Annotated in this window: 10 protein-coding genes and 2 pseudogenes; 5 read left to right on the top strand and 7 right to left on the bottom strand. The window is 68.8% G+C overall.

The genetic code is table 11. The features are described 5' to 3' along the window. Positions 1 to 7 precede the first annotated feature (7 nt). On the bottom strand, positions 8 to 2,185 hold the full coding sequence (locus AB0J69_RS53415) for a BTAD domain-containing putative transcriptional regulator (protein ID WP_364135125.1): 2,178 nt from the start codon (positions 2,183 to 2,185) through the stop codon (positions 8 to 10). A 535-nt stretch (positions 2,186 to 2,720) separates the two neighbouring features. On the opposite strand from AB0J69_RS53415, the gene AB0J69_RS53410 reads away from it, so the two are divergent. Together AB0J69_RS53410 and AB0J69_RS53405 are read left to right on the top strand one after the other, a co-directional pair. Then, entirely contained in the window at positions 2,721 to 3,620 is a 900-nt protein-coding gene (locus AB0J69_RS53410) for an arginine deiminase family protein (RefSeq protein ID WP_364135122.1), read from the top strand. 160 nt (positions 3,621 to 3,780) lie between these two features. Next, positions 3,781 to 4,161 (top strand): annotated as a pseudogene (locus tag AB0J69_RS53405) (transposase); the annotation flags it as partial. A gap of 123 nt (positions 4,162 to 4,284) precedes the next feature. Here the strand turns inward: AB0J69_RS53405 and AB0J69_RS53400 are convergent. Continuing rightward, on the bottom strand, positions 4,285 to 4,716 hold the full coding sequence (locus tag AB0J69_RS53400; protein ID WP_364135119.1) for a hypothetical protein: 432 nt from the start codon (positions 4,714 to 4,716) through the stop codon (positions 4,285 to 4,287). 894 nt (positions 4,717 to 5,610) lie between these two features. Between AB0J69_RS53400 and AB0J69_RS53395 the strand changes: the two genes are divergently transcribed. Beyond that, complete coding sequence (locus AB0J69_RS53395; RefSeq protein WP_364135116.1) at positions 5,611 to 5,874, top strand: BTAD domain-containing putative transcriptional regulator; 264 nt, start codon at positions 5,611 to 5,613, stop codon at positions 5,872 to 5,874. Positions 5,875 to 5,986: 112 nt separating this feature from the next. Then, complete coding sequence (locus AB0J69_RS53390) at positions 5,987 to 7,168, top strand: hypothetical protein (RefSeq protein WP_364135113.1); 1,182 nt, start codon at positions 5,987 to 5,989, stop codon at positions 7,166 to 7,168. 117 nt (positions 7,169 to 7,285) lie between these two features. On the opposite strand, the gene AB0J69_RS53385 is transcribed toward AB0J69_RS53390, so the two are convergent. From AB0J69_RS53385 to AB0J69_RS53365, 5 genes and pseudogenes are all read right to left on the bottom strand, one after another. Beyond that, complete coding sequence (locus tag AB0J69_RS53385) at positions 7,286 to 8,146, bottom strand: IS5 family transposase (RefSeq protein WP_364135110.1); 861 nt, start codon at positions 8,144 to 8,146, stop codon at positions 7,286 to 7,288. A 5-nt stretch (positions 8,147 to 8,151) separates the two neighbouring features. Further along, on the bottom strand, positions 8,152 to 8,550 hold the full coding sequence (locus AB0J69_RS53380) for a hypothetical protein (protein ID WP_364135107.1): 399 nt from the start codon (positions 8,548 to 8,550) through the stop codon (positions 8,152 to 8,154). 18 nt (positions 8,551 to 8,568) lie between these two features. Beyond that, a pseudogene (locus tag AB0J69_RS53375) lies at positions 8,569 to 9,243 on the bottom strand (DUF6192 family protein). 738 nt (positions 9,244 to 9,981) lie between these two features. Continuing rightward, on the bottom strand, positions 9,982 to 14,109 hold the full coding sequence (locus AB0J69_RS53370) for a LamG-like jellyroll fold domain-containing protein (protein ID WP_364135157.1): 4,128 nt from the start codon (positions 14,107 to 14,109) through the stop codon (positions 9,982 to 9,984). 91 nt (positions 14,110 to 14,200) lie between these two features. Next, positions 14,201 to 22,885, bottom strand: coding sequence for a LamG-like jellyroll fold domain-containing protein (locus AB0J69_RS53365; protein WP_364135104.1), 8,685 nt, complete (start codon positions 22,883 to 22,885; stop codon positions 14,201 to 14,203). Positions 22,886 to 23,782: 897 nt separating this feature from the next. On the opposite strand from AB0J69_RS53365, the gene AB0J69_RS53360 reads away from it, so the two are divergent. Continuing rightward, on the top strand, positions 23,783 to 24,136 hold the full coding sequence (locus AB0J69_RS53360) for a hypothetical protein (RefSeq protein WP_364135100.1): 354 nt from the start codon (positions 23,783 to 23,785) through the stop codon (positions 24,134 to 24,136). Positions 24,137 to 24,662 lie beyond the last annotated feature (526 nt).

Genomic DNA, 24,662 nt, shown 5'->3' with positions numbered 1-24,662 from the left:
CCCGCGGTCAGCCGCTCATGTCCTGGCCGGCCTGGCTGTGGTGGTCCAGCAGCCGGGCCGGCGCGACGGGCCGATCGGGCTCCGGTTCCGCCCGGGCGGCGACCTCGGCGGCATGGTCGCGGACCAGGTCGTGGAAACGGTAGCGGCCGGGAGCCGGCTCCCGCAGCAGGTGAACCCCCTGCAGCCGGTCCAGCAGCGCCGAGGCGTCCCCGACGCCGGTGGCCAGCAGAGCGGCGGCGTCATCGGGGGTGATGTCCACCCCGGCGTACAGCCCCAGCAGCCGGTACGCGCGTCGCTCCGCGGCCGCGAGCGCCCGGTACGACAGGTCGAACGCACCGCTGACGCTGCGCTGACCGGCATGCAGTTCGCCCAGCCGGTCCGCAGGGCGCTCCAGTCGCTCCAGCAGATGGCGCACGCTCCACGCCGGATGCGCCTCCAACCGGGCCGCCGCCAGCCGGATCGCCAGCGGCAGCAGCCCGCACCGCCGCACCACCTCGGCCAGCACCTCCACCGGTGTGCCTGCCACCCGCTCCCTCCCGGCGGCAGCGGTGAACAACGCCACCGCATCCGCCGGGGGCAAGACATCCACCGACACCGTAAGGGCGCCGTCCAGACCGACCAGCCGCCGCCGGCTCGTGACCAGCACCAGACAACTCCCTGCCCCCGGCAGCAGCGGCCGCACCTGAGCCTCGTTCGCTACGTTGTCCAGCACGATCAGCATCCTCCGGCCGGCCAGTACGCTGCGATACAACGCGGCCCGATCATCGACATGCAGCGGAATCGACTCCCCCGGCACCCCCAGCACGTCCAGCAGACGGGCAAGCGTGTCCGCGGGATTCGCCGGAGCCGTCCCGCGCGTGAAACCGTGCAGATCGACGAACAGGTCGCCGTCGGGGAAACGGGAGGCCAGCAGGTGCCCGGCACGTACGGCCAGCGCGGTCTTGCCGGCCCCCGCCATGCCGTCGATGACGGTGATCGCCACCGTGTCCGCGTCACCGATGCGGTCCAGGACGGCCAGCTCCTGCTCCCGGCCGGCGAACGCCGGCACATCGGCGGGCAACTGCCGTACCGTCGTCTGCACCAAGCCAGGGCCGCCCGGCCCCTCACCGGATGCCTGCATGACGATCGACAACTCCATGGCGTCCTGACCCAGCGCCTCCGCGAGCTTCCGCACCGACGTGCTACGCGGCCGGCGCAGATCACCCGCCTCCAACCGGCGAAGAGTACGAACGTTGAGCCCCGCCTTCGCCGCCAACTCCTCTTGCGTCAGCAGGGCCCCCTCCCGCCAAGTGCGCAGCAATGTACCCAAGGCCGCTGGCCGCTCTTGCGAGGTGGCCTTCGGGGGATGCGCCTGCCCGCCGTCGCGTGCTCGCGCCGACACGGATGCCTCACGCTCACGAGCGGCTGTGCGTGCCACCGGGAAGCGCTCCTGCGGCTCGTGCTGCCGAATCTCGTGCTGCTGGGTGAGGATGACCTGATGGAGGTCGCGCAGCTCGGCGGTGGGGTCGATGCCGAGCTCCTCCCTGAGGAGGCGGGAAACGGTGCGGTATGCGTCGATCGCGTCGGCCTGCCGCCCGCTCCGGTAGAGGGCGGTCATGAGCTGGGCCCAGAACCGCTCCCGCAGCGGGTGCTTGGCGGTCAGAGCCCGCAACTCCTCGATGAGCGCGGCACCCCTACCCAGGTGGAGATCGAGATCGATGCGGCGGCCGAGAGCATATAGGCGTTGCTCGGTGAGGGGCGGGATGTCGATCTGGTGGAGTACGTCTGATTCGATGTCGGCGCAAACGGGCCCGCGCCACAGCTGCAGCGCCTGGTGGAGGAGGCGGCTCTCCGCCGCGGGTGTCGCCGCGAGAGCGGCCGTCCGGATCAGGTGCTGGAAGTCGACCAGGTCGAGCTGGTTGGCCCGCAGGCGGGCGACGTAACCGCCAGGCTCTGTCAGGATCACCTCGGTCAGGTCCAAGGACTGCCGCAGGCGCACGATGTTGGTCTGCAGGACCCGGCGTGGATTGCGCGGCAGGTTCTGACCCCACAACCGTTCGGCGAGCTGGTCGGACGAGACGGCCTGGTTGGGCCGGAGCAGCAGCGCCGCGAGCAAGATCCGGATCCTGCCACCCGGCAGGGGCAGCGTCCTCCCGTCACGAGCCGCCGACAAAGGGCCGAGCACCGAGAACCGTACAGCGATCACAACACCGCACCTCCTGCGCCTGGCCGGTCAGAACCTTGTGCGCCCCGGACCACGGTGACCGAAGCACCGGCAGGCTTGACTGATCAGATCTGGTCGAGGGGCTGGAGGAGCCTCCGCCCCCGTGCAGCAAAATTATCTATCTCTCTGCCCATACATTACAGAAGCAACCAGGATGACACAAAATCGAGACTTAAATGTTATTTATATGTCTTGATTCTGGAGGCTTAGGTGCCACAGGGTGCTAGGCATGAAGAATTCTTCTTCTCGCTGTCGCCGAGTATGTCCGCTGACGCTGGGCATGGTCATGTTGGCGGTCGGCCGGGCGGCTTGACGCCAGCCTGAGTCCGGTGAATGACCGGCCGACGCCCTGGCGACCGCGTCTCCCGCCCTGAATACTTTGCAAACTGCAGGCTCGTGGCATGACGCCAGCGTGATGTCGAACGCTTGACGGTTATTAGCGCCTGCGGGGGGCCGCTCTGGGCGCGCTCTTTACTGGAAGAACCACCGGAGCGCCGATAAAGAATGAAGAGAACCAGTGAATGAGAAGAACATCACCGTACAGGTGTCCAGCGATGTCGCCAGGTTGCACGAGGTCGTCGTCGGGCCTGTTAAGCCATTCCGGTTGACAGGCCTCGCCCCGGAATTCGCGGAAACCGCCGGGTTGACCGTCGATGAAATCGAGGCGGAGGTTTTCGAGCGCCTTCCCATTCAGCAGCAGGATCTGGTCACTGCCATCATCCAGCATGAGCAACTGGTTGCCCTGCTGGCATCCCATGGCGTCACCATTCATTGGGCTCAGCCCGCTGCGGCGCTCATCCAGCTACACACGCGTGACCTGGGCTTTGTGATCGACGACCTCTACATCTCCGCGCGTCCGTCCTCCATCCACCGGCGCAGCGAACTAGCGGGTCTGGCGTGGCTCCTGCCTCGCCTGTCCAAGACGCGCGAACTGACCGACGGTCATATCGAGGGAGGTGATGTCCTGGTCACCGACGACGACATCCTGGTCGGAATCAGTGGCGCCACGAACACCGACGGCCTGACCGCGTTGCGGGCCACGCTGGCGGCCGAAGGCATCAATCGGCAGGTCGTGCCCCTGACTTTCGCGCATTCCGGAGTCGTTCATCTCAACGACCACTTCACCATGGCCGGCGCCGGCGTAGGGCTGTTCAACCCTGTCGCGTTCACCCGGAAGAGCCGCCTCTATCTGGAGTCGCGGTTCAATCTCATCGAAGTCACCACCGACGAAGCGCGCCAATGTGCGGTCAACACGCTCGCGCTGGCGCCGAACCGGCTGATCGTGCAGGCCACCGATGAACGGCTCGCCGCCGAGGTGCACAGCAGGGGGATCACCCCCATACCCATCGACTACTCTGCGATCACCCTGTTCACCAAGGGCATTCACTCCTCCGTACTGCCCCTGGTCCGCGGCTGACATCGTTGAGGGCGGGGCGAGTCCGGCCGGTCGTCGAGGATCACACCCTGTGGATGTCCTCCCCGCCTGGAGTCGGGGGATTCCCCTGGCGCACCTCCCCGCGGGGAGGACCTGCCGCGTGTGCGATAGCGCATGCCGCGTTCACCTCAGCGTTGGCGGTTACACCGCCCCGACCGAGGAGGCGGCGCTGGAGCGCTTCTACGACTTCTCCGAAGCCTGGGGGCGCAAGTACCCGGCGATCGTGCGCCTATGGGAGGCCAGCTGGAGCGAGTTCGTGCCCTTCCTGGCCTTCGACGTCGAGATCCGCAAGGTCATCTGGTCCACCAACGCCATTGAGAGCGTCAACGCGCGCATCCGCAAGGCGGTCCGCGCCCGTGGCCACTTCCCGAACGAGGCTGCGGCTTTGAAGTGCGTGTTCATGGCGCTGATGAGCCTGGATCCGACCGGGAAGGGCCGCCAGAGAGGGACCATGCGCTGGAAGGCGCCTTTGAACGCCTTCCAGATCGCCTTCGAAGGCCGCCTTACCCGTGCCAGCCTCTGACCAATTCAACAACCAAGATCAGCCGTCAAGTCGACACTCCCCCTCCTGGTGAGGTAGTTGTGTGGGGGTATCACTCCTCGGCAGAAACGTTGGAATCCCCCGCCTTCAGGCGGGCGGAGGATGTCAATGCACGCACTTGTCCGCCTCGTTCCAGAAGCGCTTGTTCGACGGGGTCAGGCCTTTGATGTCGTCGGACTTGATCGCTCCGTCGATGTAGCGCCGCAGGTCCTTCTTGTCGCCGTACTTCATGGCAAGGTCCGCCATACAGGTGACGTACGTGTCGGGCAGCCCCTGCATCTCCGGGTCCTTGCGCATTTTGCGTACGAGAGCGGCCTTGCTGATGCCCCCGGCGGGGGCAGGCGTCGGCCGTGCGCTGGTCGCCTTCCTTTCGGTCGGGGGGGTGTCCGAGGCCGTGTCCGACGCGGGGGCGGCAGGGGAGGCGGCGACCTCCCCGATGCCGATCTCGGGAGAGCCGCCGCACGCGGCGAGGCCGGCGCACAGGAAAGCGGCTGCGAGCCCGGTGGCGAGGCGGTGAGCGCCGTTCGAAGCGCGCATGATGTCAGTCCCTCCGTGGATGTCGCGCCTTCGCGGCCGCTGTGGCGGGACGTCGAGGTTACGGTGCTGACCTGAATTCATGTCTGACTCTTCAAGTGATGGAAGAACGGCACGGCAGGACAATGCGTCATGTCCGACGCAAAGCGGGATTCTGCTGCACTTACCTGTGGCGATGCCACGCAGAGCAAGGCCGGGCACGACGCCGATATCGCGGCGTGGATCCGTCAACACGGCCCGCCGAGCGCAGCAAGAATGTTCCGCACCGCGTCAAAAGATCGCGGCGGCCCACAGCCTAGGGATGCGGTGCGCCACATCGGCTTCACCTTGCACCGTCAGTGGCCGGACCGTTGCGTCGCACGATATTCGTGAATAGGTCCGGCTGATTACGGGACCGGGAGCAGGGCCGGAATTCCGGCCGGGGCCTGGCGGAATGCGCGGGCGTGATCTCGGCGTTATCCGCGCGCCGACGCGGCTGCCCGGTGTGTCACGGCGCGTGCGGATCACGGTGTCCGGCGTTCGGCGTGCGCCACGACATGGTCCGGCCATGATGCCCTCGCAATGTCCTGCAGTCGGCCTGGCCTGCTCTGCCGCCTTCCTGGAGGCTGCGGGGACATGACACCGGCGAGCCCACCCGGCCCGTCGTCGCGGCCGGACCTGCGAGTCGCGCTTCTGGGGCCGTTCGAGGTCTGGCGTAACGACCTGCCGGTCAGCCTTGGCCCGAACGGCTGCGGGCCCTGCTGGCCACGCTGGCGATGTTCGCCAGCGAGACGATGCGGGTGGAGCGGCTGGTCCGTTTCCTCTGGCCGCACGGCTTCCCGGCCAACCCCGCGGCGTAGTGTGCAGACCTACGTCGTGCGCCTGCGCCGCGCGCTCGGTGCCGGCACAATCCGTCCGATGCCGGATGGCTACTGGCTGGAGGTGGAGCCCGACCGCGTCGATGCCCTGCGGTTGCGACTTGCTGGCCGCGGTGAGCAGATCGCGCGGCGCGGCGGGGAGCGGGAGACCCTGGAGTACGCGCTCTCGTTGTGGCGCGGGATGCCGTTCGTGGGCGTCGAGTGCGGCCCACTGCGCGACTCGACGGACGCGCAGCTGGTGGAGGTGCGGCTGGCGGCCGTGGAGCGATGGATCGACCTGAGAGGGTGTCTTCGATCCCTATAAGTGATCTTTGGATCGTCCTGGGAGTCCAACCCAAGCCACCAAGAGGGTCCGGCTTCGGTGTTGCGAACCCGTTCAGCCATTGGACGACAGGTGGTATCTCTATGATGCGCGGATGGTGTCGAACTGGATGCATGCGACCGGCCAGCCGGAGGTGCGGCTGACCGCCGGGCTCGTCTGCGAACTGGTGGAGCGGATAGTCAGTGCGCCGCGCCGTCTGTTCGGCGGTGGTTGGGCCGTGCTGGCCGAACCCGGGACAGTGCACCGTCCCGCCGGTGGACTACTCGTCTTAGATGAGGATCTAGCGGTAGTCGGGCGGTTTCCGGTGCCGGAGGATATCTTCACGAAGAGCGAATCCAGTAAGGGCTGGCCGTGGTACTGGGTCGACATCGCGTTCCCGGAGTGCCGGTTCGACGTAAGCCCGGACCGGAAGTTTGCGGTGTTTGCCGGCATCGACCGGATCGTCGTGGTCGACCGGGACGGCGGTGTGCGGTGGCAGGTGAGGCATCCGGTTCGTTTCTCGACCGCCTGTGAAGATGATGACATCCCGCGGCCGAGTTGTGCGGTGTTCAGCGCCGATGGTGCCGTGCTGTGGACATTCGTCCCCGCCGAGGAGGCCGGGGGCGGTAACCCTGCTGTCGAGCGGTGGCACATCGACGTCGCAAGCTGGCACATCACCATGCGGGCTGTGACGCAGTACGGGCTGGACACCAATGTGCTCGTTCACCGCGACGGCCGGCACGCAGGCTACGGCTTCGTCGAACACTTCGTTGTGGACTCAGGGGAGCCGGACGGGCATTGGGTGCGATGGGCTGACGACGGAACCGAGGAGGTGGTCATCTCGGACAAGTTCACGCCGGTCGACATTCATCCGGACGGGGAGCCGTGGCTGGCGATCAGCGGCGACGATCATGCCCTGTGCATTGGCGACTTCCAGGGCGGGCCAGTGCGGGAAATCCTCCCGCTTGCGGGCGTGGAAGACGACGACTGGGAGGTCTACGAAGATGCGATCGACGAACTGCTTGCGGCCTGTCTGTTGTCCCGCGACCTCGCGCTGACCTGCCTTTATGACAATAACTTGGAGGGGGTCGAGGCAACCATGCAGGTGATCTTCGGGACGAATCCACCGCAACGCAGAGGGATCGTCTGCTACCCACCCAACAGTGAGGTTCCAACAGACGGGCAGGAACTGGATTCTGTTGTCGTGCGCAGTGCGGGCGACGGCACCTGGCTGACGTTCGCCCCCGTGCGGGGCGTGGGCCTGTTGAAACGCTGGCATTTTCGCGACCCCGTATGAGCGGCCGGTGTCACGCCCCTGAACGGCCGGGGGTGTGAGTTCTGTAGTCCGGTCTGGCCACAAGCTTGCGAGACGTCGGTTCCACCAGTCCGGACATGCGACACCTTGGCGTGGCCGCTACGCTCCTGCTTCCATCAGGCGGCCCGTGGCGCAGAGGTCGGCTTTCGGGTCCATGCCTGCGGCCTTTTCCTGGTCAGCCGCCTGGTCATGAGCGTGATCGAGGCAACGGTCAGGTGTGCTTCGCTGTGTGAGGGCTTGCGTTCGAAGTCGATCACATTGCGTCGAGCGTTCATCAGCCACGAAATGGATCTTTCGACGATCCACCGTCTCGCGAGGACTTTGAACCCGGTCTGACCTGGCCGTTTGGTCACAATCTTCAAAGTGAGGCGCAGGAAGCGGCGGGCCCATGCCACCAGCGTAGGCACTGTCGGCCCAGACCAGGGTGAGCTGCGGGTGCAGCATCCGGAGCCGGGCCAGCAGTTCCCTGGCGGTGTCGCCGTCGGGTTGCCCGGCAGGGGTGACCATGATTCCCATGAGCAGGCCGAGCGTGTCCACGACCAGGTGACGTTTCCGCCCTCCTACCCGCTTGCCGGCGTCGTACGAGCGTGAGCGGCCGGTGACGGTGGCCGCCGCGCGCACGGACTGGGAGTCGATGACGCCCGTGACCGGGTTCGGGCACCGGCTGGCGCGCAGGCGGACGGCGCGGCGGAGCTGATCGCGGATCTGGTTAAGAACTCCGGTCCTGGCCCAGCGCGAAAAGAAGCCGAACACGGTCTGGTAGGGCGGAAAGTCCGCAGGCAGGGCTCGCCATTTGGCTCCGTTGTCGGTGATGTACCTGATCGCGTCCACGATGTCGCGGCGATGGTGCTTCTCCGGTCGCCCGCCTTTGCGGGTCCGGCAGGCCGGCACCGGGAGTAACGGCTCCAGCAGCAACCACTCCTCGTCTGTCGTGTCGGAGGGGTAGCGGCGGGGACGCACGCCCGTCACACCTCCGCCTTGTTGACCAGGCTCAGCGCCGTCTGGATCACGTTGAGCTGGCCCAGCACCAGCTTGATCCAATCCTCCTCCGGGGTAAGCGCCGTATGAGGCGCCACCGTCGCCGACAGGAAACGGCTGACCCGGGTTAGCTCCATGCGCAGCCGCGAGCGCTCGTAGGCGATCCAGTCGACCGGCGTGGACGCGAACGCGTATCCGTAGGCGTATGTCCAGATCAGCTGGGTCAGGTTGGCCATCGCCGCGACCTCGCGGATGTAGAGAATGCCCTTGCGCACCTGGTAGAGACTCAGCCCGGTGGCGGCCACCAACTGCTGGGCGGTCAGCCCGGCCGGGCGGGCCTCCAGCAGCGCCAGGCGCACCTGCTCCCCGTAGACATTGGCCGCCAAGCCCCTGGAGGGCATGGTCTACTCGCCGCGCAGCAGCCGGGCAAGGTTCTCGTCCAAACTCACGTCCCCCGACTCGATGGCGGCCTCCAGCCAATCGACCGTGGCGCGAACACGTGCCACGTTACGCGCCGCGGCTGCGCGCTCGTCCTCGCTGAACTGATGGTCGCGGAGCACCGGCAGAATGCGGGCGATCGAGGCTACGAACAGGGCGCACGCCCCGATCAGGTCGAGGAAGTCACGGCTTCGCTCGATGCGAGGCAAGGCGGGCGTGCGCTGCCGGACCGGCTGGCTGGCCTACTGAGCGTGGTCAATCTGCGCCCGGTTGACCATGTGCTTGGCCAGATCGTCGCGCATGGACCGGTCGGCCACCTGTGGCCGACGCAGCAGGTCGGTGGCCACCTGAGCGGCGGCCTCGTCATCGCGGGCCAGGTCGTGGATACGCTCGACCTTCTCCTGCACGCTGACCGGACGCTCGACCTGATGGCCGACCAGCCGCTTGGCGGCGTCCTAAGTCCACCGGTGCTCGCCTGTCCGCTCGTCGAGCGGCGGCTTGGTGATGGTCTGCCAGCGCTGCTCGTCGGCGGGTATCCCGGCCAAGATGCGGTGCACGCTGTGGCACACGCCGGGCCGACGACGCTGCTTGGGCCAGCGAGCGGCAACCCACCGGTAGTTCTTGAGGGAGTTGAAGGGCACTCCCAGGTCCTCCGCGTAGCGCTGCAAGGAGGCTGTCGCCGTCCATGCCTCGTCATCGGCGCCTGCCGGATGCGATCCGCCCCAGCTCTGCAAAGGCTCCAGCTCGAGAGCCCGATCCCCGAGATCGAACTGGCAGCGGTTCTGGACCTCGACCAGTTCCCGTCCCTCGGACACGAGCACGACGTGCTGCCGGCGGTTCTGGACCAGGCGGCCGCGGTGGGCCTGCGCACGCAGGCGGCGCACCTGGCCTACGCCCTTTCCGCCGATCGGCCCGGCTTCGGGCGGCGCTCAGCGGTCGCTACCGAGCATGAGGGGCCTGATCACATAGTCGATCAGCGACGGGGACGCGGTCGGGGGATTGCAGGCCCAGGTGCAGGAGCATCCGGTAGTAGATGGGCCCGTACAACAATTCGGTGACCAGCTGCAGGTCCTCGTCGTCCGCAGTTCGCCCCGCTCCTGCGCCTGGCGCAGCCGCCCGATGACCACGTCCCACTCTCGTCTCTCCCCGATGAACGGGGCATGCCCACCATGCTTCAGCAACACCACGTCCTCCTGCACAGCCGCGGGGTGGAGCCGGTAGCGGGACAGGCCGCCCAAGCTACCGACCACCACCGACAAGCCCCAGGCGCCGTCACGCCCCGCAGTTCCGCATGTCCTCTCCACCCTGAAGGACCGGACCTCCAGGTTGTAGGTATCCGGCGGCCCTTGCCATGGATGGGCCGCCGCGCCCCTCTCCTTTTAGCGAGCAGTCGTGCCGAGCGCGCGGATCTCGTTGTCGCCCAGCACGCCCACGTAGGCGCGTACGTCATCGATCGTGCCAGCGAAGAAGCCGACCGCGCCGGAGCTCAGCTTCCCGCGGCCGACCGCGAACGCGCCGAGCGCGTTGTCCAGCGTCACCCCGTCCGCAGTGGCCACGACGCTACCGTTGACATATAGCCGGAGCGTACGGCCGGCAGCGTCGTAGACCCCGGTCAGGTGCGTCCACGTGTTCAGCGTGGCCGACGGCCCGCGTGCTGCGGCGCCCGCCGCCAAATTCGTCGGGCTCACCTTGCCGAACTGCCAGCTGCCCGTGCCGGAGCCGCAGTGTTTCAGGGCGAAACCGCTCATTGTGGCGCCGTCCTGGCTGAGCACGATCCGGCAGCCGCCGTTGACGTCGCTGATCGGCTTGGCCCATGCGGTCACGGTGAAGCTGTCGGTGCTGGTGATCGCGCGTTGCGGCGTCTCGACGAACGCCGAGGTGCCGTTGAGCCGCACCGCGGCGCCGGACACACCGGCGGTGTCCCACGAGGCGCCGCCCTTCAAGGTGGCGCTCATCTTCCGCCCTTCCGAGGAGCGCGCCACCGTGCCGGAGCCCTCATCGAATTTCCAGTGGTCGTACAGTCCCGGCGGCGGGGTCCGGTGCAGCTCGCGCACCTCGGAGTCGGACAGTGCCCGATCGTAGGCGCGGACGTCGTCCACGCCGCCGGGGAAGCGGTTGCTCACCTGTCCGCCGCTCTTCGCCGCGCCGATCATGAACGGGCCGCCCGCATTCCAGATGGTTCCGGTGGCCTGGCCGGCCAGGGCCCCGTTGACGTACAGTCTCAGCTGGCGCGCTCCGGAGTCGTACACCCCGGTCAGGTGGGTCCATTCGCCGGTGGCGGCCGGCGTCGCGGCGTCGACTGCGGCATAGGCGGTCGGGCTCGCGGTGTCGGCGGATGGAGCGACGAAACGCCATGCGTCCAGCTCGCGGCTGTATTGCAGGTAGAACGCGGACTGCTGTTGCCCCGCCTGCGCAAGGGCGGTGAACCAGTCGCCGCGGCGGTTCAGGAAGGCCCACGTTGAGACGGTGAAGGACCGGTCGGTGCGCAGCACGCTGCCGGTCGTGGCCGCGTAGCCCGAGGTGCCGTTCAGCATGATCGCGCCGCCGTTTCGGCCGCCGATCCACGACGCGCCGCTCTGGAGGGTGGCGGGGCGCCCGTTGCCGGAGGAGTCGGCGGCTGTGGTGCCGGTGCCGTCGTCGAGCTTCCAATGGCCGGTGGGCGACGGTAACGGGGCGGACCCGTGTGACTGGCCGCCCACGAAGTAGCCGGTGAGGCCGGCGGAGATGTGCACTCCGGGGTGGGTCAGGTTCGGGGTGTCGTCGCCTTGGGCGTTCTGCGCGTTCAGGATGACGCCGGGGCCCAGCGGCAGCACCGCGGTGTTGGTCACCGTGCGGGATACGGAGAAGGGCACGGCATCGTCGTCGCCCCCGTCCGCTCCTTCGTAGGTGGTGCTGCTGAGGTCGGTGTGGCCTGCCCAGCCGCACTCCGTGCACCACACTGCTGCGCTCGTGGCCGCCGCCAGGCGCCGTCGCGATTGCGCCATTTCGAGCATGACGGCGGTGGCGTTCGACGGCACCCGGGGTCGCAGTTTGACCTGAAAGGCGCGCTTGTCGGCGGTGCCGAACGCGAGCGGTGCGGTGTTGTCGCCCAGCTTGCTGTCCAACAGCGGCTGGGCGTAGCGCAGGGGCACGTAGCGGGCCCCTGCGCCGGTGGCGTACCAGCCGATCAGGTCGACCACCGCGTGCGCCTGCCCGGATCCGTTGCGGATCCTGATCGTCCCGTCGTCGGCGAGCGGGACCAGGGTGAGGGTCTGCAGCGTCTCGCCGGGCATGGCCGACAGGGTGACCTTGCCGCGGGCGGTGTGCGCGTACAACTCCAGGTTGGCCGTCTGAGTCACGTCGGTCGCCTTGACGTCGACCAGCACCGCGGTGGCGGTGGCGGGGACGCCGGCCACGCCGCGTACCCGCAGGATCTGCTCCTCGTCCGGGTCGAGCTTGGGCGCGGCGGTCCCCCAGGTGCGGGTGTCCAGCAGCCGGTGCGGCGAGGTCTTGGGGAAATATGTGGACGCGCTGCTCTGGCTGCTGTACCAGCCGTACACGTCGATCACGACGTGGGTCGTCGCTGAGGAGTTCTTGACCTTGATGGTCTTGTCCTGCGGATGCAGGGTGACGGTGAGCAGGGCCGTGGTCAGTCTGCGCGCGTCGGCGGACAGCGACGGGATGCCCGTCGGGGTGTCGGAGAAGAACTCCAGCTCGGTGTCGGCGTTCGGGTCGACCGCGGTGACATCGATCATGACCGCGGTGGCGTCGGCGGGCAGGTCGGGGACGCCCAGCGCGAGTGTCTCTCCGCGGGCCAGCGGCGCCGGATGCCGGCTCGCCGGGTCGCGGGTGTCGAGCAGCCGCCGGTAGGTGGGCAGCGGGGTGAAGGCGCTGCCGGACGGCGGTGCCAGGTCGCGTATCTGACCGACGTTGAGCACGCCGGATCCGAAGGTGTTGCTCCGCCCGGGGCGGGTGGAGCTGTCCAGCAGCAGCGCTTCCAGCTCCGCCGGGTCGAGGCCGGGCCGGACGCCCTTGTAGAGCGCGGCGGCGCCGGTGACGTGCGCGGCAGCGATCGAGGTGCCCTGCCGGCTCCCCGGGATGGTCGGTCCGCCGGTGTAGGTGCTGACACCGGTGAACCCGATCACGTCGGGTTTGATCCGCCCGTCGATCGTCGGCCCGCGGCCGGAGTAGGGCTCCACATCGCCGTTCGCCGCGGCGGCGGCCGGCGTGATGGCACCGACCGCGATGGCGTACGGGGAGCTCGCCGGCTCGGCGATGCTGCCTTCCGGGCTCCTGATGGCGACCCCTTGGGCCCGGCCGTGAAGGGTCAGGTCGAGGCGCGTGTACAGAGGGGCGGGGTTCTTGACCTTGACGTAGATCCAGTAGGCCGTCCCGGCCTCGGTGTTCTCGATGGTCACCGTTTCGACGGGGTGGAGTCCGCCGGGCGTCTCCTGCTGCGGGCGATTGGCGACGGCTACCGGAAGGCGGCCGGGATTGTCCGAAGGCACGCCCAGCTGGTCCATGACATAGACGTCGTAGTCGGTGTTGGTGCGGGGCCAGGCGTCCCAGCGCAGCTCGATGGTGATCGGCGCCCCGGTCTCACGGACGGTGAACCCCTGGTTCTCGCCCCCGCCGGGGAAGTTCAGCCAGCCGTTGCTGTTGGTGTCGACCATGGTCCCGTGCACGTGCTGCTCGGCTTCGTTGCCGGCCGCCGCCACGACCACGACCCCTTGGCCGCGCAGCCAGGCCACCACCGTGGCCGGGTCGGAGCCGTTCTCCGTGACGACGCCGCTGCCGCGTCCGGTGCCGGGGAAGCTCATGGACACGTTGACGACCTGCACGCCCTGGCCTTTCAGCCAGCGGGCGGCGTCGTCGAAACTCATCGAGTCGGTGACGCACGCCAGATAGAGCTTCGCCCCGGGCGCCATGTCGTGCACGACCTCGGCCACGGCGGTGCCGTGTGTGCTCTGCCCCTCCGGACCGCACTGGCCGTTGTCCACCGTCACGTCGGCGGGCAGTTCTCCCCCCTGCTGGGCGGCCACGAGCCCGCCGAACCCGACGTCGAGGATTCCCACCTTGACCCCGGCGCCGAGCCGGGCGGGGCTGGCACTGTGCCAGGCCTGCGCGCCCGACGGCGCCACGCCTTCCGAGGTGGTGTCGAGCGGCACCGGCCGCTCCGGGCCGCGCACCTCCACCACACCGGGCCGGGACGCCAAATCCTTCAGTTTGCCGGGCGGTACCGCGGCACGAACCTGGGCACCGCCCGCGTCGGACACCACGCCGCCGACCGCCTTGACCTCCGTCCGCGCCGCCTCGGCGTCGGTGCCGGCTACGTACACCAGGACCCGGCCCTGGCCGTCGGTCTCAAGCGGCAGCACCTTTCCCCCGGCCCCGGGCTTGGCTGTGTCCACCCCGGCCGTCAGGCGTACCGCCGCGTCCATCCGTTCCGTCGCGGACGGTCCCGGTTCGGCCCATACCGCTGACGCGGGAACGACCAGTGCCCCCAGGGCTAATATCGCCGCCATCATGGCGGACACCCTTCGGCTGCTCACGAAATTCCTCCAGATTTCTGCTGAGAAAAGGGCATCGGAACATGTGTCTCGTCGTCCGAGTGACTACTCAGCACGTCTTGTCGTCACACATCTCACCCCAGTTGACTCGAGGCCTGTTTCCGGGGTCCCAGCCCTTGACTGTTTCGCCGGTTATGGGGGAGAGCATGAGATTCACCAGGGGATCACCGATTCCGGTCCACAGGAATTCGTTCCCCTTCATCGCTCCCCCCAGGGCATTAGGGGCCCATCTCCACGCCCAGGCCAGCTCGTCTGCCAGTGTGAACAGCCGACCCGCGAGGGCGCCAAGCCCTTGACCCACCCCGAATGACCCGAGGCCCACCGCCAGCCCGATGCAACCGTTCACGGAGTTGGCGGCGAAACATTGGAACATGCCGTCGAGTCCGGAGATCACGAAAGTAGCCGCCGCCGCCGCGCATGCAAAGGTGTGCACACCCGGAAGCATGCAGACCATGCCGGCCATGCCGCCGATCACGGCGAAGATGAACCCCTGGTTCGCCGCCAGCCAGTCTCGGGCGGTCAGAATTCCGCCGACCAGCCCTTCCAAGGATTGCTGGAAATCGTCGAGATGGCCTTCGAAGAAGCCCTTGTCATTGTTCAATGGGACTTTGGGACAGTCTCCGATATTGGGAGCATCGCACATGCCATCGAAATCGGATGGCGGCTGATGGTCTATGTACATGGAGCTGGGCTCAACGGAGTCCTCGGTGATGTCCGTCGCGTTGTCGGCGAGCCAGCCGGACCGGTCGATCAGGTCGCTGTGGCCGGGGTCCCAGCTGGGCAGCGTTGACGGCGGGGGCGGCACCGTGGAGCCCGCGGGAGGCCGGGGCGGGGGGTTGTTCAGGTACTGCTGCCACAGGGGCGGCGGTGGGGGCGGGGGCTGGCCCTCTCCGTTACCGCCGGTGCCGGCCCCGCCGCCACCGCCGCCGGTGCCACTACCTGACCCGCTGCCGGGGCCGTTGCCGGAGCCGCTGCCACCCCCGGGCGGGCCGTTGATGAAGCCACCGCCAGAGCCGAGCTGGGGGTAGTCGAACCACTGCGGCGTCGATTCCGGGCCGTCGCATTGGGGACCGAAGGCGTAGACCCAGCAGGGAACGTGCCCGGAGGGATCGGTGGTGCCGAGGGGGTTGGCCAGGCCATAGGCGTGGCGGTTGCCGGCGGTGGAGGGGATCTGCGGGATGGTCCAGGTGTCGCGGCTGGTGAACGCGCCGGTGCCGGGGTCGTACCACCGGGCGTGCATGTTGACCGCGCCGGTGGTGGGTTCGGTCCACTCGCCCTGGAAGCCGACGCTGGGGGTCTCCCCCGACCCGCCGAGCTGGGCGCCGAACGGGTCGAACGTGCGGGTGCCGGACGTCTCCGCGCCGCCGTAGCGGGCGGTGACGTCGCCGTGCAGATCGGCGTACAGCAGCTTGCCGGTGGCGGTGGCATTGATCCCTTTGTCGGCGACCGGTTCGCCGTTGACGCCGCGGCTGGTCAGCCTCGTGCCGTCGGAGACGACGTCGTTGCCCAGCCCGCTGTACTGGTAGGCGGTGCCGTTGCGCTGGGCGATGCGTCCCAGGCTGTCGTAGGTGTACTGGACTCCGTCCGAGGTGAGCTGGTCGAAGGCATCGAAGGTGAGGTTGCGGGTTCCGGCGGTGGCGATGGTGCCGCGTAGCCGGTAGGTGTAGTCGATCCCGTTGCCGGAGCGGAGCTGGTTGCGTGCGTCGTAGGTGAAGGTGGTGGAGCCGGCCTTGGTGCGGTTGCCAGCGTCGTCCCATTCGTAGGTCGTGGCGGTGCCACTCGGCGGGGTCCACGAGGTGAGCCGGTTGGCACCGTCGTATTGATAGGTGTTGGGAGATTCCACCCCGTTCGTGATGGTCTTCTTCGAGGTGACGTTGTCGTCGCGGTCGTAGCGGTATTCAGTGCCCTGGACGATGCGCGACACCGCACCGCCGGCGGTGTACTCCGTGATCTTGTCGCCGAGCAGGCGGCTTAGCGCGTCGTAGTCGTTGACCCGCTTGACCAGGCCCGCCGTGCCGCGCTGGGCGGTGGAGGAAAGCCGGCCCGCCGCGTCGTAGGCGAAGTCGAGGGTGCTGCCGGACAGGCCGTCGGTGACAGAGTTCGTGCGGCCCGCGCCGTCGTAGGTGTACGTGGAGTTCCCTGCCGCGTCGCTGCGCGTGGCGGGCCGGCTGTCGGCGGTGTAGGTGAAGGTGGCGTCGCCGGCCGGGCCGCGGGTGGTCAGCAGGTTGCCGCGGTCGTCGTAGGTCAGCTGGGTCGGGCCGCCCGGTCCGCCGAAGGAGGTGAGCCGCCCGCCCGGGTCGTAGCCGTACGTCTTGTCGGCGGTCGCCGCCTCCGCACCGGTGCCGCGCTGGACCCTGAGCCGGTTCTGGGCGTCGTACTGCGCGGTGAGGGTCACGCCGCCGGGGACGGCCTGCCGTACCGGGTTGCCGGTCGGGTCGTAGGAGGTGGTCCAGGTCCGGTCAGGCGCGTTCGGGGTGGTGGCGGTGGCCGGCTCGATCGTCGACTCCGGCAGCCCCCAGGACGTGAAGGTGTAGTCGGTGGCGTGCCCGTTGCCGTTGACGAACCGGGTCCGGCGGCCGGCCGCGTCGTAGCCGAACGTGGTGCGGATCGTCTTGGCGTCGCTGACCTTCTCCTCCTGGCTCACCAGACGGTTCATCGCGTCGTAGCCGAGCGTGGTGACCCGGCCCTGCGGCGAGGTGCTGGTGGTCAGGTTGCCGTTGGGGTCGTACGCCGTCTGCCAGCGCCGCTGTTCGATTCCCATCGCTCCGGTCAGCTGCCCGGCCATGGTGGCCTGGCCGAGCAGGTTGTAGGCGATGCGGGTCGTGACGCCGGCCGGATCGGTGGAGGTGCGCACGCGGCCCACGTTGTCGTAGGTGTAGGTGGTGGTCCGCCCGGTCGGGTCCTTGCTGGTGAGCAGGTCGCCGGCGGCGTTGAAAGTGCTGGTGGCGGTGTGACCCACCGGGTCGGTCACCGCGGTCAGGTTACCCGCGTCGTCGTAGCCGTACCTGGTGACGAAGTACGCCTGCGGCGCACGTTCGACGGCGGTTTGGGTGATGCGCCGACCCAGCTCGTCATAGGTGTACTCGACGGTGGCGCCGTTCGGGTCGACGACCGAGCGCGGCTCACCGTTGCGGTCGTACCGGATCCTGGTGACGCTGGGCTGACCGTCGACGGCCGGCAGCGTCTTGGTCAGTGGCCGGCCGTGCGGGTCGTAGGTCCGGGTGGTGGTCCGCTTCAGTGGGTCGGTCACCGAGGTCTCGTTACCGAGAGCGTCGTATCCGATGAGGGTCTCGGCTCGGATCACCTGCCCGCCGGGCGGCGTGTAGTCGGGCCGCCGGACCGAGGCCGCCTGCCCGAGCAGGTTGTAGCCGACGGTGGTGACCGCTCCGTTCGCGTCCTTCAGGTGGGTGGGCTCGCCGAAGGTGTCGTAGCCGATGGTCGTCTGCGGTTTGACGCCGGTCTGCCGCTGTCCGGCCACCCAGGTCTCCACCTGCGGGCCGGTCTCGGTGACCAGCCGGCCGAGCGCGTCGTAGGTGAACGTCGTCGGGAGCCGTTTGCGGTCCGCGTGCTCGATGACGAGGCCGCGCTCATCGCGGTCGTAGGTGGTGGACACCACGCTGCCCGCATCGCCCTCGACCGCTTGGACGTCCTCGGCGATGACCAGTCCGGCCGCGTCGTAGCGGTACTTGGTGGTCTCGACCCGGCCGGACTGGACGGTGCCGGTGCGGTCCACGGCGACCGGCAGGCCGTCGGCGGCGCGGGTGTAGGCGGTGCTGCGGTTCAGCCCGGCCGGGTCGAGAGTCTGGGTGGCGAGATGGCCGGCGGGGTCGTAGGTCATCGCGGTGACCCGGCCGCCCGCGGCGGTGATCTTCGTGACGTTGCCGGCTGGGTCGTACTCGCGCTGGTCGAGCAGCACGTCCTTGCGGCTGCCATCGGCCTGCAGCACGTTCTTGCGCGTGGCGGTCGCCGGGAGGTCGTCGTCGTAGTAGGTGTAGCGGGTCTCCCGGCCCATCGCGTCCGCCTGACCCGCCAACCGACCGGCGGCGTCGTATGTCCGGACCTCCAGCACCAGCGCCTGGGAGGTGGAGTCCTCGGGGTCGACGTTCGCGCCCACGGCCGTACGGCGCAGCGGCCGGCCCTGTGCGTCGTAGTGGGTGATCCAGGTGGTGCCAGCCCGGTCGATGAACCGCTCCTCCAACCCGGCGTTGCGCAGCTCGCGCTTCTCCTGCCTGCCGTCGGGGAAAGTGGTGGCCACCAGCCTGTCGTGCGCGTCGTAGGCGAAGCTGGTGGTGCGCGCCGGATCTCCGCCCGTGGTGTCGCTCTCGGTGATCTGGGTGCGGTTGCCGTTGGCGTCATAGGCGTAGCGGGTCTGCAAGGTGTGTTTCACCCCTGAGACCGCGTTCGTCACCGGCGGCGCGGTCTCCGTCTCGACCTCCGAGCGCGGCGTGTAGGTGTAGGTGGTCGTGCCGAACTCCTGCCCGGACGCCTTGAGCCGTGTCTGGCTGATCCGCCGGCCGATGCCGTCATAGGCGTAGCGGGTGCGCAGCCCGACCGGTGAGACCTCCTCGGCCAGGTCCCCATTGCTGCGGTAGAGGTAACGGGTGGTCTGCTGGGCTCTGCGCCCGGTGTGCTCGATCAGCAGCCCCGGCGGAACCGTGCCGCCGCCGTCGGCCGCCTCGCTGCCGAGGGAGTATTTCCAGGTCTCGACCGGGTTGCTGGTGGTGCCGCTCGCATGCGGATAGGTGACCGACAGCAGCCGCCCGACGGTGTCGTACCGGTACGTCGTCCGGTAGGTGGCGTCGGCGGGCCCGGACGACCTCGCGTCGGAGTCGGTGAGCTTGCGGTCGTTGCGCGGATCGAGCGGATTGCTCTTGTCCACGAAATACGTCGCGTACGACGTCTGACACGAGCCGACGGCCCGGCAGGTCGTGCGCGACAACACGTTGCCGCGGTCGTCGGTGGTGAATGTGATCCGGTGACCGAGCTCGTCGACCTCTTCCGACCTGAACCCCGCGGTGTTGTACCAGTAGCTGCGTGTCTTGCCGTCCTGGGTGCGCTTGGTCAGCCGGCCGCCGTGGTCGGCGTCGAACTCGTAGACGTAGTCCGGGTACGGCCCGTGCAGCACCACCCGGCGGACCCCCTCGTTGCGGCTGGGCGCCTCCAGGGTCCAGCTCCGCCCTGAGTGATCGGTGTAGCTGGCCACCCGGTCCGTGCCGGTGTCATAGCTCAGCTGGGCGGCGATCCGGTCGTCCTGCGGCAGCGTCACCGTGGTGAGCTGCTGGACCTGCCGCGCCGCCGCGGCGTGCTGGGCGACCGCGGTCGAGCCGAGTGGATGCTGGTAGAGCGCGATCTCGTCGATGCTGCCGGCGAAGAAGGAGTCGCCGCCGTTGCCCGATGGCCACCCGGTGGTCTTGCCCGCGCCCGCGACGAGATGCGGCATCTCGTCGTGGTCGATGAGGCCCTTGATCGTGTCGTCCTGCTCCGGGTCGATGTCGTCTTTCTGTGCCACGCCGTCGATGTACAGCTTCTGGCTGTCGATCGATCCGGACAGCACCACGTGATGCCAGCGGCCGTCGCTGACGCGGCCGTCGGAGACGATCTGCCGCTGGCCCTCAGGCTTGGGCACCCAGAATCCGCCCCGCAGGTAGCCGTCCCGCCCGACGTACAGTAGCGGCGTCCACTGCTTGCTCGGCGTGGCCGAGCCGAAGGGCTGGTCGGCGTAGCTCATCAGCACGCCACCCGCGGTGGTCTTGAACCACAGCTCGACGGCGAGGGTCATGGTGCTGCCGGCCAGCTTGGCCGGCAGGGCGATCCGGCTGCTCGTTCCGTTGAACGCCGCGGCGCCGTCGGTGGTGCCGGCCAGTGCACCGGTGACGCCGAGCGTCACCGAGTGGTAGGTGCCGGCGTCCGCGCCCGGCGTACGGGCGGTGACGCTGGCCGCGCCGCCCGTGGTCGTCTCGCCGAGCCGCCAGTACGCCCGCGGGCTGTCGTCCACGGTCACCGACCGGTAGTGCGAACCCGCCTGATAGGCGTACCGGGTGCAGTTCGGCGCCGCGGCCGGATTGCACGCGCTGGTCAGCCGGTCACCTTCGTAGGTGTAGGTCCAGGCCAGCGACGGCTGGTCGGTGGACACCCGGGTGACGTGCCCGCCGGTCCAGGTCAGGTTCAGCCGCCGGCCGCTGGTCAGGTTGCGCACGCTGACGGGCCTGCCGTCCGGGCAGGCGGCCTCGTATTCCAGCTCCTGGACCAGGCCGCTCGGGTCGGTGATCCGGTCCAGCTTGCCGCACTCGTAGAAGCGCCATTGGCTGCTGCTGGTGTCGCGCAGCGTGTACTTCGCGATGCTCGTGTCGTAGGCCAGGGTGAGGTTCTGCCCCATCGGCGGCGCGTACGTGCCGTCGTGGTTGCGGCCGAAGCGCACCTGGCGGCCGGTGGGGAGCGTCACCGTCACGTTGCCGGACCCGTCGTCGTCCTCCGACAGCTCGGTGTCCAGCCGGGACGCCCAGCCCTCGCCGAAGGCGTTGGTGTTACGCGGGTCGAGGCTGTTGTACGCGCGGGTGATGGTCAGATCCGGGCCGACGGTGGCCACCGCTGTGTCGGTGCTGGTCATCCCGTAGTTGCCGACCTGCGGGTCGAGCCCCGGCGCCGGCGCCCCCCGCGGGGTCACGCCGAGGTGCGAGGTGATCTCCGGCTGCGGCACCCGCGTGTTCAGCTGCAGCGGGCCGCGCCACTCCCCTGCCGTGACGTTGTCGTGCACCTGGACCCACCAGTAGTACGTCCGGCTCCAGCGCAGCGTGCCCGCCGGCGGCACCCACGTCGCGTTCGTCCAGTCCTGCGTCTGCGCGCAGTCGACCGGCGCCTCGGGGGTGCCCGCGCAGATCCGGAACTTGTACTTGAACCCGGTGCCCGGCCACTTGTCGTCGTCGTGGCCCTCGGCATACAGCGTCGGCCTGATCGAGTCGACCGCCGCGCCGCTGCCCGGCTGCTGGAAGCGGGTGGTCGGCGGGACGTTGACCACCCGCAGGCTGAACGCCCCATGCGGCACGCCGTAGTCGCGGTAGTCGATGGTGCCGTTGTACATCGTCATGGCCACCTGGTACTCGCCGGGCGGCAGCGGCGCGATGGGCACACTCATCGCCACCGACGCGTTCGGGCCGGCGTTCCCCGGGACGTTGAACTTCGGCGAGGTCTGCACGACCGTACTGCCCTGCTTGACGATGAACCCGAACTTGTGCGGGCCGCTTGGCGTCCACGTCACCGCGCCACGGTTACGCACCGTCGCCTTCAGCTGGCCGGCCCGGTTCGCCGTCGGCAGCGTCACCTCGTCCGCCCGGTACTCGGCGCCCTGCGGGGAGTACTTGACGTCCAGGAAGGGCACGCCCGCGCCATCCTCGGCGGTGGCCTGCGCCGATCCGAACCGCTTGAAGCTGCCGGTGTCCGCCTCGTCGGCCGAGCGCACGGAAAGGCCGTGGAACGGCGTGCCGTGCGTCCAGTCGGTGAGCACGTCCCGATCCAGCTCCAGCGGGAGGGAAGCCCAGGCATTCGGGCATTCGGTACGACCGTATGAGAAGGATCGCTGGCTCAGATGCTGCGCGAGGGGGGCTCCCGGCCAGGTGGTCATCCGGGACCCGGACCACGGCGCGCCAACCGCGTACACGTCCACCGGCTTCGGGGCGCACGTGGCGCTGTGCACGTTGTGCAGGTTCAGCGTCGCACCAGCGACGTACTGGTTGGGCAGGCTACTAGCCAAACCGGAGAAATGCAGGTAGGCCGCGTGAACCCGTCCGGAGCCCTCGTTTCCGATCTTGAGGATAGTCTCCGCGGAGTGGTCGCCCGGTGCGCCGGTGGTGACGTAGGTGTCGTCGCCGTCGCCATTGACCTGCCTCTCCATGGTCAGGTCTGCCAGCGCCGGGAACACCCGGCTGCTGTCGCGCAGCCAGTCTTCGGCCAGCTCCATGCGCAGCACCCAGGACTGGCCGGACTGCTGCAGCCGGTAGCGAACGCCCGGCGAGGTGGCGCCCTTCTCGTCACGCATCGACCCGGCGCGGACCAGCGCGTGGACCGCGCCGCCGGCATCGGACAACGCGATGTCGCCGGTGGCCTCGTCCCGGGTGGGCGTGAGGCCGCGTAACCGGAGATCGACGTCATACGTGGTCGGCGCGTCGGCGGAGTGCACCACGATACTGCCCTTGAGCCCGGTCGCGGTGGCGCCAAGCCGCAGGTCGGCGTCCGGCCGTACACCGGAGTAGCGGACCTGTTCGGCGGAGATCCGGCCGGGTGTCGCGGCCGTCCCGGGCAAGCCGAAGACCACCTCGTGCGCGTCGTCCAGGGTCAACGTGGCGAGGTTCCCGTCGGCGGCGGTGGCCGCGAAGCTGACCGGAGAGGGCACGAGCCGGGGCGCGATGCGCCCACGGGCGTCCTGGGTCAGGTTGAGGTCGATCGGCGCCCAGCTTCCGTCCGGTCGTCGAGCCTGCACCGGTTCGCTGTACAGGCGGCGGGTGTGCGTGCCATCGTCGTTTCGGTACCCGCGGGAGGTCGCGGAGCGCTGCTCGACCAGCTCCTGGCCGACCTCGACCACATTCTCGCCCTGCGGCCGCTCGGCCTCGAGCATCTTCACGTCCGTCACCCGCTGCGGCGGCAGCGATGCGGACGGATCGAGGGCCGGCACGGGCAACCGGTCCGCGACCGCATGCTTGGGACGCTGCGGCTTCCGCTCGGGGCTGCGCAGGCTCGTCACCGTGGAGCCGCCTGGGCGCAGGTTCTCTGCGGAGCCGGATAATTGCTCTGGCGCCTCACTCGCCGCGCCGGGCGGCGGCTCCTGCACCATGCTCCGGGTAACCGGTAGCTCCGCCGCCTGGACGGCGGGCGTCAATGTGAACAGGCAGACAACCGTGGTTACAGCACACCACACCCGCATGACGACAGCCCCACATCTCGAGTGACCAGACCTCGCGTACCAGCGGTGTGGCAGATGACCGCTGCTGTACGAGAGCATGATGAGCACGAGTGGCTTCTGTTCGGCTTCACCGGAGCGTTCATCCGCACCGGGGAGGACGGATGTCGCGTCGCTGTTCGCTGGGCTGACCGGGCCGGATGGGTTCCATCCAGGGTTCACAGCGCCCGCCGCTGGCGGGAAATATCCGTTGAATGCCCTCGTGATGGCCTGGGCTGCGTCCCTAATGGCTCGTCACGCGACCTTGGATGGTAACTGGTCCAGCTTCGGATGGGTGAGCTGGCGGCGAAGCTGGTCTTCGGTTGGGCGCGGGCGTTGCGCCAGCGGATGTAGGCACCGATCGCGGCGTTCTGCTGATCGTGGGTGTGGTGGTGCGGTTGAGGGCGTATTGACGCGCTCCTCGGGCTGAAGCCGCGGATTCTGGCCTGTGCCGCTGTTCACGCGGCGGCGCTTCCACGGCTTCGTGCTTCGTTGGCCTGCGCCACCGCGAACGGTGAACCAGTTCGTGGACGACTGGCTCTCGAACCGCGCCACCCTCGTCCCCGTCCACAAACATGACGCCCACGGCCGGTGGGGCATCCGGGCGGGGACGCCTGTCTGGACGAGCCTGTCCTTACTGATCACCGGCGGCACGAGGCGTCTTCCACTGTCACACCGGCCGCGGCCCGCAAGCTCAGAGTCTTGAAGGCGGTGAAGCGCGGCCAGTTCAAGAAGTTCACGATCGTCGAGGTCAGGGATGGCGCGATCGGCTTCGCAAAGCAGCCGTCCCGCTACATCGGCCGACCGACCGACGACCTGGATGGCCTCCTGGCGGCCTGGCTCGCCGACCCGGCCAACCTGATCCCGCTCCGGACCCGGCAGGGCCGCATGCCCAGCTATACGCCCGGCTCGATCGTCTGGGCCGCCCTTGAACGCCTCGTTTACGGCACCAGCAAATGCAGCCAGGTCTTCAACGAGCGCGGCCCGACATCCCGCAGGCGCCGCGCCGAGGTCGAAGCCGTCCTGGCGGACGACCCGGGCCGGATGCTTCGCTGAGCGGGACAGGGAGCGTCCGCTCTGTTCCGATGAGCTGCGGCGGCTTCGCCAACGTGATCCGGCCCGACGGGAGCCGAGGACCGTGGCGGAGGCACATGTCGGCCGAGAACCTCGAGCACGAGATCCGTATGGTCCGTGGTGCCTGTTACGTGTTCACGGCCGGGATGGCCATGATGCGCGACTCAGACATACCGTACGGGGATCACAGCACCTTGCTTTCCACGCTGCTCGATACGGTCGGTCCGAGCGTCTGCCGCGCCGCGCCTCCTGGGGTGAGGTTCGGCACGCCGGCCCCGTCACCATGGCGTGAGGGCCGTACTCTCCCGGCTGGTCCGGCCAAGGGCGTCCAGCACCTGGGCCGCCTCGCTATCCGGCCGGACATGACCGGCGGAGCGGCCCATCACGTCGCGTCCTTGCGCGGCGCCACGGCTTTCCGTACGGCCAGCATGGTTTCGCCGGCCCGTTCGAAGGCGGATTGGGCCGTGGCGATGAAGAGCAGGTCGATCACCGCGAGCTGACCGTGTCT

Source organism: Nonomuraea sp. NPDC049709, assembly GCF_040674815.1.
GTDB lineage: Bacteria > Actinomycetota > Actinomycetes > Streptosporangiales > Streptosporangiaceae > Nonomuraea.
Note: the sequence above shows the minus strand (reverse complement) of the source record. Positions and strands in the feature narration are given on the sequence as shown.

What these genes read in the sequence shown, in the direction of transcription:
- AB0J69_RS53395 (WP_364135116.1), top strand. Translation starts at nt 5,611, where the DNA reads ATGCCGGATGGCTACTGGCTGGAGGTGGAGCCCGACCGCGTCGATGCC.
- AB0J69_RS53370 (WP_364135157.1), bottom strand. Translation starts at nt 14,109, where the DNA reads ATGATGGCGGCGATATTAGCCCTGGGGGCACTGGTCGTTCCCGCGTCA.
- AB0J69_RS53390 (WP_364135113.1), top strand. Translation starts at nt 5,987, where the DNA reads ATGGTGTCGAACTGGATGCATGCGACCGGCCAGCCGGAGGTGCGGCTG.
- AB0J69_RS53400 (WP_364135119.1), bottom strand. Translation starts at nt 4,716, where the DNA reads ATGCGCGCTTCGAACGGCGCTCACCGCCTCGCCACCGGGCTCGCAGCC.